The 12,278-nt window shown below is 39.4% G+C and carries 13 protein-coding genes; 10 read left to right on the plus strand and 3 right to left on the minus strand.

Features of this window, described 5'->3' with window-relative positions; genetic code table 11:
* Positions 1-483 carry a cyclic pyranopterin monophosphate synthase MoaC gene (gene moaC / locus HCJ30_RS04080; RefSeq protein WP_003725558.1) on the plus strand — a complete coding sequence of 161 codons (483 nt, stop codon included), beginning with the start codon at positions 1-3 and terminating at the stop codon, positions 481-483.
* Positions 484-511: 28 nt separating this feature from the next.
* Positions 512-1,513: a GTP 3',8-cyclase MoaA gene (gene moaA, locus HCJ30_RS04085; protein WP_185391077.1), complete on the plus strand. Its 1,002-nt coding sequence runs from the start codon at positions 512-514 to the stop codon at positions 1,511-1,513.
* Positions 1,514-1,547: 34 nt separating this feature from the next.
* Here the strand turns inward: moaA and HCJ30_RS04090 are convergent, their stop codons facing one another.
* Complete coding sequence (locus tag HCJ30_RS04090) at positions 1,548-2,036, minus strand: MogA/MoaB family molybdenum cofactor biosynthesis protein (protein ID WP_185391078.1); 489 nt, start codon at positions 2,034-2,036, stop codon at positions 1,548-1,550.
* An 11-nt stretch (positions 2,037-2,047) separates the two neighbouring features.
* Entirely contained in the window at positions 2,048-3,046 is a 999-nt protein-coding gene (locus HCJ30_RS04095) for a ThiF family adenylyltransferase (RefSeq protein ID WP_185391079.1), read from the minus strand.
* Positions 3,047-3,176: 130 nt separating this feature from the next.
* Between HCJ30_RS04095 and HCJ30_RS04100 the strand changes: the two genes are divergently transcribed.
* The gene (locus tag HCJ30_RS04100) at positions 3,177-3,731 is read left to right on the plus strand and encodes a flavin reductase family protein (protein WP_185391080.1); all 555 of its coding nucleotides are present in this window, start codon (positions 3,177-3,179) and stop codon (positions 3,729-3,731) included.
* 48 nt (positions 3,732-3,779) lie between these two features.
* Here the strand turns inward: HCJ30_RS04100 and def are convergent, their stop codons facing one another.
* A complete protein-coding gene (def, locus tag HCJ30_RS04105) occupies positions 3,780-4,331 on the minus strand; it encodes a peptide deformylase (RefSeq protein WP_185391081.1) in 552 nt (183 codons plus the stop codon).
* Between the two features lie 834 nt (positions 4,332-5,165).
* Here def and pdhA point away from each other — a divergent pair.
* From pdhA to HCJ30_RS04140, 7 genes are all read left to right on the plus strand, one after another.
* A complete protein-coding gene (pdhA, locus tag HCJ30_RS04110) occupies positions 5,166-6,281 on the plus strand; it encodes a pyruvate dehydrogenase (acetyl-transferring) E1 component subunit alpha (protein WP_003722679.1) in 1,116 nt (371 codons plus the stop codon).
* Between the two features lie 2 nt (positions 6,282-6,283).
* Positions 6,284-7,261, plus strand: coding sequence for an alpha-ketoacid dehydrogenase subunit beta (locus HCJ30_RS04115; RefSeq protein WP_185391082.1), 978 nt, complete (start codon positions 6,284-6,286; stop codon positions 7,259-7,261).
* A gap of 110 nt (positions 7,262-7,371) precedes the next feature.
* Entirely contained in the window at positions 7,372-9,003 is a 1,632-nt protein-coding gene (locus HCJ30_RS04120) for a dihydrolipoyllysine-residue acetyltransferase (RefSeq protein ID WP_185391083.1), read from the plus strand.
* Between the two features lie 4 nt (positions 9,004-9,007).
* Positions 9,008-10,411 (plus strand): dihydrolipoyl dehydrogenase, encoded by a 1,404-nt coding sequence (gene lpdA, locus HCJ30_RS04125; RefSeq protein ID WP_003722682.1) that lies wholly within the window; start codon positions 9,008-9,010, stop codon positions 10,409-10,411.
* A gap of 187 nt (positions 10,412-10,598) precedes the next feature.
* Entirely contained in the window at positions 10,599-10,910 is a 312-nt protein-coding gene (locus HCJ30_RS04130) for a hypothetical protein (RefSeq protein WP_185391585.1), read from the plus strand.
* Between the two features lie 129 nt (positions 10,911-11,039).
* Positions 11,040-11,993: a Rossmann-fold NAD(P)-binding domain-containing protein gene (locus HCJ30_RS04135; RefSeq protein WP_185391084.1), complete on the plus strand. Its 954-nt coding sequence runs from the start codon at positions 11,040-11,042 to the stop codon at positions 11,991-11,993.
* Entirely contained in the window at positions 11,993-12,265 is a 273-nt protein-coding gene (locus HCJ30_RS04140) for a UPF0223 family protein (RefSeq protein WP_185391085.1), read from the plus strand. Before HCJ30_RS04135 ends, HCJ30_RS04140 begins: the two co-directional genes overlap by 1 nt.
* Positions 12,266-12,278 lie beyond the last annotated feature (13 nt).

The following is a 12,278-nucleotide window of genomic DNA, read 5'->3' on the forward strand; positions in this document are numbered from 1 at the left end:
ATGGAAAAAGATGATTTAACCCATTTTAATGATGAAAAACGTGCGAAAATGGTCGATGTCACAAGTAAATCAGAAACGAAGCGCCGCGCCATCGCTAGAGCTACTATACATATGAATGAAGAAACATTAGCGCGCATCCATGCTGGTAAAATTGCTAAAGGCGATGTTCTAGCTGTTGCGCAAGTAGCTGGCATCATGGCGGCGAAAAAAACAAGTGAACTCATCCCAATGTGCCATCCAATCATGACAACCAAAGCAGATATTTCTTTTGAAGACGACGGAAAAACGGCTCTAACTATCACATCTGAAGTCGTAACTGTTGGCAAAACAGGCGTGGAAATGGAAGCTCTCACCGCGGTCACGATTGCAGCATTAACCATTTATGATATGTGCAAAGCGATGGATAAAGGCATGCGAATAGAAAAAACGTATTTAGTCGAAAAAACTGGCGGGAAAAGCGGGACATTTAAAGCAGAAGCGTAACTATTTTGTAGGATAGGAGTTTTGTTTTATGCAATTATTAAAGGATAAATTTGGGCGGGTACACGATTATATTCGGATTTCAGTAACAGATCGGTGTAATTTAAGGTGTGTGTATTGTATGCCCGAAGAAGGCCTGACATTTTTGCCCCATGAAAAAGTACTATCCAAAGATGAAATTGTCAGCTTTATGGAATTAATGGTAAAATTCGGCATCAAAAAAGTGCGTATCACTGGCGGAGAACCATTACTTAGAACTGATATCGTGGAAATTGTTCGCGGACTTGGAGCGATTCCTGAAATAGAAGATATTTCGATTACAACGAATGCGATGTATTTGGCGAAAAAAGCAGAGGCATTAAAAGAAGCTGGTCTAACACGTGTGAACATCAGCTTGGATTCCCTGCATGCAGACCGTTTCCAAGCCATTACTCGAGGTGGTCGCTTGCAAAAAGTGCTCGATGGCATTCAAAAAGCAGAAGAAGTAGGACTATTTCCAATCAAATTAAATGTTGTCTTGATTAAAGGGCAAAACGATGACGAAATAATCGATTTCCTCCGATTTACAAAAGATAAAGATATTAATATTCGTTTTATTGAATACATGCCGATTGGTCATGCTGGCACGAGTTGGAAAGAGAAATATTTGCCACTTGATAAGATTTTTGAGGCTTGCGATGAAGCTTCCTATGAATATGAGCCGGTCGATTCGATTCGAGGGAATGGACCTTCCGAAAATTTCCGCATCAAAGGAGCGAAAGGGACATTTGGTGTTATTCATCCAGTTAGCGCTCATTTTTGCGATAGTTGCAATCGACTTAGACTTACCGCAGATGGTTATATTAAAGCGTGTTTATACTGGGATGAAGAAATGAATATTCGCCCATTTATCCATGAACCTGTGAAACTGATGCAACTTGTGCAAAAGGCCATCGATAATAAACCAGAAAATCATGAAATGGCATTAAAATTACAAGATGAAGTGCAATCTAACAAACCAACGTGGCGGCGTATGAGCCAAATTGGAGGATAAATAAAAACATCCGGTCCGCATATGACCGGATGTTTTATTTTTGTCGTTCCGCAATTAAATGTGGCAATTCAGGGATAATCAATTTTTGAACCGCGAGCCGGCAAGCATTACTTGATCCAGGTAACGCGAAAAGCAGTAAGCCACTTGCTGAAAAACCGGCGAAGGCACGAGATAACATGGCGCGACTACCAACTTCTTCGTAACTAAGCATCCGGAAAATCTCGCCAAAACCAGGAATTTCTTGCTGAATCGTTGCGAACAATGCTTCATACGTAACATCGCGCCTAGCAATGCCAGTACCACCGTTTGTGATAAGGCAGAAGGACCCATTAGCTGCTAACTCGTTTATTTTTTGTTTAATGAGTGTAACATCATCAGGAACGACGACTCGCGAAATCACCTCGTGTCCAGCGGTTTCTAAGGCAGATTGAATCAGCTGACCACTAGTATCTGTTTCCAAATTCCTCGTATCACTAATCGTTAAAATACTACAAGTCACCTTAATAAATGTCTTTTGTTCCATAATTGCCTCCTTTAATTGAAAAATAAATGATATATTTTCTTGGCTTCTGTTAAATTTTCCGTTCCATGGAGCAACACACGCCCATTTTTAAAAATAACAAATTGGAACTGTTCGTAATGGAAACTGAGTAAAGTGGGATTTTCTTTATACGTAATTTTTTGTTCTGTCAGCAGTTGTTTGATTTCGCGGTAATTGCTTTTATTAGGTAAGCGAAATTGTACTGTATCCCGTCCACAAAGGGCAACCGTTTGCTCGGAAAAAGGAACTTCTGAACGTGTTTCGCCAGTTGTGCAACCAGAGCAATTGGGACGTTTTTTGACTTCGAGCGACCGAAAAGTAAATTGCCAATTATCTAGTTGATAGTATGTATTTGCATGGAAGTCAGGGCTTATAATCATTTGCGTAAGTAAGGAAACTTGCATGCCAGCGACGATTGGAATCAGCGCGCCATCTACACCAACAATATCGCAACTCGCCGTATTTGTTTGCGGAATATCACCAAGTAAGCAGTGCAAACAAGCAGAATCGGGAGGGATAATTGGCATGAGATTCGCATAATTTCCAGCACAAGAAGTGAAAATCCACGGAATTTGATGAGTAAAACAAAACTGATTTAAAAAGTCGCGCGTCATAAAATTATCGGTGCAATCGAGTATATAATCGATGCTTCCGACATAAGGCGTTAAACTTGTCACGTTCGCATCATCAACTATATATTCGATTTCAATCTCGCTATTAATCAATCGTAAAGCTTTAAATGCCGCATACGCTTTTGCTTGTTTGTCTAATGCATCTTGTTCCGTGAAAAGCGATTGGCGCTGCAAGTTACTTAGCTCCACATAGTCACGATCAATTAAAATTAACTTGCCAAAACCCATTCGCGCACAAATTTCTGCGGCATATGAACCAATCGCCCCAACACCAACAATCAAAATCGTTTTCGTGAGTAATTTTTCTTGACCAGTTTTTCCCATATTTTTAACGCGCATCTGTCTATCATAACGTTCCAAGCTGCCACCTTCTTTCCAACTTTATTTTACCAGATAATTGCATAAAGCGCTTACTTGTAAGGTTTAAGTTTATTGTTGAATTCCTGTTACGACATATTTATAATGAAAGAAAAAACTAGAGGTGCTAACTATGAAACAGCGCGTAGAAACAGAAAAATTTTATCCAGCCTATCCAGTCTTTGTATTAACGTATTTGAATGAGGTTGGAGAACCGCAAATGTCAACGGGATCATCATCGTACACATTAGGAGATAGTATCGTTATCGGCGTGTCAGCAGAAAGTAATGCTAGCAAACACTTGCATGCTGGCCAAAAACTTGCAGTGAATTTTCCAAACACAGAGCAGTTAGGATTAATTGAACAAGGAGGATTCTCGTCTGGAAAGCATAATGATAAAATAAAAGTTCATCAAATCGAATTAACCAAAAGTGATAGCGGGGGAGTAGCTTACATTGATGCGTGTCCGATTGTTCTCGAATGCACCGTGACCCAAACAGTTTCAGACACGGACTATCACACAATCTTTGCTAAAATTGACTCGCGATTATTCGAAAAAAATTTAGTGGATTCAGATGGTCATTTTATTCACGAAGAACTTGATTTAGTACTATTTTCAGGCGATGCAAATGAACGTAAATTCAGACAGTTGGATCCAAAAATAGAAACAGTTGGTGGCCACTCATAAAAACAAAAAACCCCGCAGGATATTGCTTCCTGCGGGGATTTATTCATTTCAACCAAATACGTCCACATCTGGTGGCAAGTAAGATGGATTTTCTTTATTAATATGATCATAAAACATAATTCCGTTCAAATGATCGATTTCGTGTTGAATAACAATCGCTGGATAATCTTTAAAACGCAATTTAAGCGGCGTACCATTTTCGTCAAAGGCATCGATTGTTACACGTTCACTTCGAACCACATAGCCCGGAACTTCACGGTCAACAGAAAGGCAACCTTCACCACCGGAAAGACAAGCCTGCTGTACAGAGTGACTGCGGATTTTTGGATTATAAAGCACATAACTATAAAGACGATCTTTTTCATCATGTACATGAATAGCTAGGAAACGTTTAGTCACAGCAAGTTGTGGAGCTGCAATTCCAACGCCACCACGTAAACCATATTTTTCCGCCATCTCTTCATCTTGACTGTTAATTAGGAATTCGAGCATATCGTGCCCTAATTTTTTTTCTTCATCTGAAAGCGGGAAAGTCACTTCTGTCGCAACTTCTCGAAGCGCCGGATGACCTTCTCGTACAATATCGTCCATTGTAAGCATGATTTGATTCTCTCCTGTTCTTTAAATAACTTACCTTTATTTTAACAAAAGAACGAAAAAAAGGGAATGAAAGATTACTGCTCAAGAAAAAAATGGCAATTTCGTAGGCATAAAGACATATTTGTTAAAAAAGAGAAAGTTTTAAAAGCGAACAATAATTCAATTTTAGTTAATAATGTTCGTTTAAAACAAATAACGAAAAAATTTATATGTTTGTGAAATCACAAACTAGATAGATTTGTTTAATGGAAAGTTGAAATAGGTGTGATAATGCGAGAGTTGGAATATTATATAACAGTTTGCAACTGTTTCATCTTTTTTTAATACAGAAGTGGAAAGCGAATGATTTAAGTAATAATGCCATTGTAAGCGATAAAATAATTAGAGATTAACTTATTGACTTCATAATCTGGGTAGTGTAAATTAAGAGAGAAGATTAGTGTATTAATAAAATTCTTGTTTTCGAGTAAAACAGAAATCACTTTATAATAAAAGGAAAGTTCCTATATTTTTATGAAACATTGTGAAAGAATGAAAGTTTTTTCACAAACTCTCTTAAAACCCATGTTTTCAATGAGGATTTTGTGGTAATAACTGGAGAGGCTGCGTAATTAGTTAATAGGAATTTAGAAAAAAGCTTCCGGAATCTGCTTCTTTCTATAGAATAACTTTTCTTTTTACTACGCTATTACAATTAATACACAATCAGGATGGCAGTTTTAAAAGAAACCATTTAGTCAGGTAAATGACCGGACGAGCGTTACATGAAACGCATACCTAACTAATGATGAATTTGAAACTGTACAATGTGAATGACGAAAGGGTGGATACGAAATGGCTTCTAAAACAAAGAAGGCTATTATCGACGTAAAGAAACAATTTGAGGCTGTTCATAAACAATTTGAATTAGTTCAAATTTTGAATGAAAAAGGAGAAATCGTAAATCCAGATTTAATGCCGGATTTAACTGATGATCAATTAGTAGAATTAATGACTCGTATGGTTTGGACTCGTGTGCTTGACCAACGCTCTATCTCGCTTAACCGTCAAGGACGTCTAGGTTTCTATGCTCCAACAGCTGGACAAGAAGCTTCTCAACTTGCAAGCCACTATGCACTTGAAAAACATGACTATATTCTTCCAGGATACCGTGATGTGCCTCAACTTATCTGGCACGGACTTCCACTTACAAAAGCGTTCTTGTTCTCTCGCGGACACTTTGTAGGTAACCAATTCCCTGAAGATTTAAATGTATTATCACCACAAATCATCATCGGTGCACAAATCGTGCAAGCTGCCGGTGTTGCTCTAGGTCTTAAAAAACGTAAAAAAGATGCTGTTGTAATCACTTATACAGGTGATGGCGGTTCTTCCCAAGGTGACTTCTATGAAGGAATGAACTTTGCGGGTGCTTACCATGCTCCAGCAATCTTCGTAGTACAAAATAACAAATTCGCGATTTCTACACCTCGTGAAAAACAATCAGCTGCTGAAACATTAGCTCAAAAAGCAGTTGCAGCCGGAATCCCAGGCGTACAAGTAGACGGAATGGATCCACTTGCAGTATATGCTGTAACTAAATTCGCTCGTGAACGTGCAGTTGCTGGTGAAGGCCCAACATTAATCGAAACAATGACTTACCGTTATGGTCCACATACACTTTCTGGTGATGATCCAACTCGTTACCGTACAAAAGAACTTGACGGAGAATGGGAACTTAAAGATCCAATCGTTCGCTTCCGTACTTTCTTAGAAGGCAAAGGTCTATGGAATGAAGAAAAAGAAAATGCTGTTATCGATCAAGCAAAAGAAGAAATCAAAGTAGCGATTAAAGAAGCAGATGCTACACCAAAACAAACTGTAACTGATCTTCTTAAAAATATGTACGAAACACCAACTGCTCCTATCAAAGAGCAACTGGCAATCTATGAAGCGAAGGAGTCGAAATAATCATGGCGCAAAAAACAATGATTCAAGCGATTACAGACGCGCTTGCAGTAGAACTTGAAAAAGACGAAAACGTATTAGTTTTTGGGGAAGACGTTGGTAATAATGGCGGCGTATTCCGTGCAACAGAAGGATTACAAGAAAAATTCGGCGAAGATCGTGTATTCGATACTCCTTTAGCAGAATCCGGTATTGGCGGTCTTGCTATCGGTCTTGCACTTGAAGGTTTCCGTCCAGTTCCTGAAATTCAATTCTTCGGTTTCGTATTTGAAGTAATGGATTCCGTTGCTGGTCAAATGGCTCGTATGCGTTACCGTACAGGCGGAACTCGTACTGCTCCAATCACAATTCGCGCACCTTTTGGTGGTGGCGTTCATACACCAGAAATGCACGCGGATAACCTAGAAGGATTAATGGCGCAATCTCCTGGTTTAAAAGTGGTAATTCCATCCACTCCATACGATGCAAAAGGTCTTTTAATCTCAGCTATTCGCGATAACGATCCAGTTATCTTCCTAGAACATATGAAATTATACCGTTCTTTCCGTGAAGAAGTTCCAGAAGGCGAATACACAGTAGAAATTGGTAAAGCCGCTGTTCGTCGTGAAGGTACAGATGTTTCTATCATCACTTACGGTGCAATGGTACAAGAATCTATGAAAGCAGCAGAAGCACTTGAAAAAGAAGGCGTATCTGTTGAAGTTATCGATTTACGTACAATTAGCCCAATTGATGTGGACACAATTATCGCTTCCGTTAAGAAAACAAACCGTGCTGTAGTTGTTCAAGAAGCACAAAAACAAGCTGGTATTGCAGCGAATGTTGTTGCAGAAATTAACGACCGCGCAATCCTTTCTCTTGAAGCACCAGTTATGCGTGTTGCTGCTCCAGATAGCGTATTCCCGTTCTCTCAAGCAGAAACAGTTTGGTTACCAAATCATAACGATATCATCGAACGTGTAAAAGAAGTTATTGCATTTTAATTAATAATAACCGTTTTAAAACTTATGGGGAGTTTTAGAAGGGGAACGAAATATTTTTATACTAAGGTTCAGTTTATCTGGACCTTAGAAATTACAGGAGGCTTAATAAAATGGCATATTCATTTAAATTACCGGATATCGGTGAAGGTATCCATGAAGGTGAAATCGTTAAATGGTTTGTACAACCAGGCGACAAGATTGAAGAAGATGAGTCCCTATTTGAAGTGCAAAACGACAAATCAGTGGAAGAAATCACTTCTCCAGTTTCAGGAACAATTAAAGAAATCAAAGTTGCTGAAGGTACAGTTGCTACAGTTGGACAAGTACTAGTAACATTTGATGGCGTAGAAGGTCACGAAGACGACGCCGAAGAAGAAAGCGCAGCACCAAAAGCAGAATCCACAGAATCAACTCCAGCACCGGCTCAAGCTAGCGGAAAAGGAATCTTTGAATTCAAATTACCAGATATCGGTGAAGGAATTCATGAAGGTGAAATTGTTAAATGGTTTATTCAACCGGGCGATAAAGTAGAAGAAGATCAGTCTATTTTTGAAGTGCAAAACGACAAATCTGTCGAAGAAATTACTTCTCCAGTAGATGGAACTGTTAAAGATATTTTAGTTAGCGAAGGAACAGTAGCAACAGTTGGTCAAGTATTAGTAACATTCGAAGGTGATTTTGAAGGAGAAGCAAGCCATGAATCTACTCCAGAATCTCCAGCAGAAGACGCTGCACTTGCTAACAACGATGCAACTTCCGCACCAGCAACAGGTGGAAACGGAACGCCATCATCTAAAAAAGATCCTAATGGCCTTGTAATCGCAATGCCTTCTGTACGTAAATATGCACGTGAAAAAGGCGTTAATATCGCTGAAGTAGCAGGCTCTGGTAAAAACAACCGTGTAATCAAAGCGGATATCGATGCTTTCCTAAACGGCGAACAACCAGCTGCGGCAACAACTACTGCTCAAACAGAAGAAAAATCTGCACCAAAAGCAGAAAAAGCGGCTGCAAAACAACCAGTTGCAAGCTCCGATGCTTACCCAGAAACACGCGAAAAATTAACACCAACTCGTCGTGCAATTGCAAAAGCAATGGTAAACTCAAAACATACAGCTCCACACGTTACTTTAATGGACGAAATCGAAGTAACTGCACTTATGGCTCACCGCAAACGTTTCAAAGAAGTGGCTGCCGAAAAAGGTATCAAACTAACTTTCTTACCTTATATGGTGAAAGCTCTTGTTGCAACGCTTCGTGACTTCCCAGTGCTTAACACAACTTTAGACGATGCAACGGAAGAACTTGTTTACAAACATTACTTCAACGTTGGTATCGCAGCAGATACAGATCACGGTTTATACGTACCAGTAATTAAAAATGCTGACAAAAAATCCGTATTCCAAATTTCTGATGAAATCAATGAACTAGCTGGAAAAGCACGTGATGGTAAATTAACAGCTGACGAAATGCGCCACGGTTCCGCAACTATTTCTAATATCGGTTCTGCCGGCGGACAATGGTTTACTCCAGTAATTAATTACCCAGAAGTTGCTATCTTAGGTGTTGGTCGTATTGCTCAAAAACCTATCGTAAAAGATGGCGAAATTGTAGCAGCACCAGTACTAGCTCTTTCCTTGAGCTTTGACCACCGTGTAATTGACGGCGCAACTGCTCAAAAAGCAATGAACAATATTAAACGTTTATTAAACGATCCAGAATTATTACTAATGGAGGTGTAACAAAATGGTAGTAGGCGATTTTCCAGAAGAAAGAGACACCATAGTCATCGGTGCAGGCCCAGGTGGGTATGTAGCCGCAATCCGAGCTGCACAACTCGGACAAAAAGTTACCATTATTGAAAAAGAATATTACGGCGGCGTATGCTTAAACGTTGGATGTATTCCTTCTAAAGCACTTATCACAATCGGTCACCGTTTTAAAGAAGCTGGGCACTCTGATAACATGGGTATTACAGCGGACAACGTGAACCTAGACTTCACAAAAGCACAAGAATGGAAAGGCGGCGTAGTTAACAAGCTTACATCAGGTGTTAAAGGCCTTCTTAAGAAAAATAAAGTTGAAATGTTAGAAGGAGAAGCGTTTTTCGTGGATGATCATTCCTTGCGTGTGATTCACCCTGATTCCGCCCAAACTTATACTTTCAACAACGTAATCATTGCAACAGGATCTCGTCCAATCGAAATCCCAGGTTTCAAATATGGTAAACGTGTATTAAGCTCAACTGGTGCACTTGCACTAACAGAAGTTCCGAAAAAATTAGTCGTAATTGGCGGCGGGTATATCGGAACAGAACTAGGTGGAGCATTCGCGAACCTTGGTACAGAACTAACTATCCTTGAGGGTGGTCCAGAAATCTTACCAACATACGAAAAAGACATGGTTTCCCTAGTTAAACGTAATCTGAAAAGCAAAAACGTTGAAATGGTTACTAAAGCACTTGCAAAATCTGCGGAAGAAACTGAAAACGGCGTTAAAGTAACGTATGAAGCTAATGGTGAAACAAAAACTATCGAAGCTGACTATGTGTTAGTAACAGTAGGTCGTCGTCCGAATACAGACGAAATCGGTTTAGAACAAGCTGGCGTTAAAGTAACAGAACGCGGTTTAGTAGAAGTTGACAAACAAGGTCGCTCGAACGTTTCTAACATTTTCGCAATTGGTGACATCGTTCCTGGTGTTCCTCTAGCTCACAAAGCTAGCTATGAAGCAAAAATTGCCGCTGAAGCAATCGCTGGCGAAAAATCCGAAAACGATTATACAGCACTTCCAGCTGTCGTTTTCAGTGACCCAGAACTTGCAACAGTTGGTTTAACAGAAAAAGAAGCAAAAGAAAAAGGCTTTGATGTAAAAGCTGCTAAATTCCCATTCGGCGGTAACGGTCGTGCGCTTTCCTTAGATGCACCTGAAGGATTTGTTCGTCTAGTTACTCGTAAAGAAGATGGCCTAGTTATCGGTGCACAAGTTGCCGGAATGAACGCTTCTGATATTATTTCAGAAATCGGCTTAGCAATCGAATCAGGCATTACAGCAGAAGACATCGCGCTTACTATCCATGCTCACCCATCACTTGGAGAGCTTACAATGGAAGCAGCCGAACTTGCTTTAGGTCGCCCAATTCACATGTAATCAACAATAAGCGAAAATATCCATTACGGGTATTTTCGCTTTTTATTTCTCGCTAAAAGTGTACATTTTCACAAAAATGATTTTTAGTTCATTTTTTGAAATATTTAAAGTACCCGTTTTAGAAAAAAAGGAGTATAATGTAACAAGTGAACGTGATAAGTCAAATCTAATTGAATCAGGTGAAAAAATGGAGAAACAAACAGCAACATGGAAGAAAGCTCTATTTTGGTTTGCGTATGTAGTAGCAGGAATTTGTTTTGCATTGACAATCGTAGCCTTTGGAGTAGGTTTCTTTCATCATATGCATGATACAGGTGGATGGCGCTCGGTTATTCAAATTCTCGAAACACCAATTACAGGCTTCATAAAAATGACTGGTGGTTATATCGGTAAAGGGATTTTAGAAGTAATTATTCTTATTATCGTCAGCTATGTACTGCCAATCTTCTTCTGTTTTGCAACGCATTATTTAAAAGTGAAACGACGTGAAATGGCTTAAAATAACATTATTTTGTAAAAAGCAAAGCGAATGAGCGATGCTTTTTATTTATGTGGTCAAGTTATTTTATTTTTGCCTCCGAAGCGTGCTAAAATAACAATAGAAGACTTGATGAGGAGGAGAAGTATAATGCCATCCAAGAAGAAAAAAATTGTCGTTATCGGCAGAAGCAATTTACAAAATCTCTATATTCATACAGTCCTTTTAAAAAAATTACCTGCCGAGATATACTTAATAGATGACCAAGCGAAATCGAGCGTGCAAGATTTTGACTATGCGAGCTACTATCACGAAGCGGCCACCATTCATACAGGTACATTCAATGATTGTCGCAATGCGGATATGGTCGTCTTTTTTCAAGAAGAGCTGTCGAATGCCTCTTTTTCAAGTGAAGATAATGTTACGCTGATCAAAGAAAAAGTGAATAAAATGATGGCGACCGGCTTTCAAGGCATTGTTTTAGTAGCAACCGCCGAGAGTAATGTCGTTGCCGCATTAATTAAACGCTTTTCCGGCTTACCCGCAAATCAAATTATCACACTTGGTACGATGCTTGCGACGTCTTATTTTCAAGTAGAAATTGCTAAATTATTTAAAATCAGCCCGAAAAATGTGCATGGCTATATCATTGGCGACAACGCAGCTGATGTTATCCCGGTTTGGAGCAGAGCTTTTCTGGGCGGCAAGCCGATTTTAAGCTATTTAGCCGAAGAACAAAAAAGAATCACATCCGAGGATTTACAAAATTTAACGAAAATGATGACGAAAATTCCTGATTTCCCATGTGAAAATAAAGATGGCTGTACTTTCCATTTTAGCACCGTAACTGTCCTTGCTGAATTAACCGAAGTCATTTTACGCGATGAAGCAAGCGTTTTAACAGTTGGCGTGGAAGTGAAAGAAGCATACGGGTTGGAGAATCCAGTTTTTATTAGCGTTCCAGCCGTCATTGGGGCAGAGGGAGTCAGGGAATTACTTGAGCTAAATTTATCCGATGATGAACAAAAAGAATTAAAGCAAATCGCCGCAAAAACTACCGAGAAATTGGACGTATTGCAACTTAACAAAGGAGGGATTCGTTAATGGAATACAGTTATCCACTAAATCCAGACTGGACAACCGAAGAAATGACGATTGTTGTACAATTTTTAGAAGCTATCGAACGAGCATATGAAAAAGGCATTGATACGCAAGAACTCAAAGAAAAATACCGGGCATTTAAACAAGTAGTACCTGCCAAAGGGGAAGAAAAACGTATCGGAATGGACTTTGAGAATGTGAGCGGCTATTCGGCCTACAGAGTCATGCAACTCGTGAAAAACGCAACTACAAGCAAAATAAAAATGCAGCCATAATTTAAGAGGAGGA

The organism is Listeria cossartiae subsp. cossartiae, assembly GCF_014224155.1.
GTDB lineage: Bacteria > Bacillota > Bacilli > Lactobacillales > Listeriaceae > Listeria > Listeria cossartiae.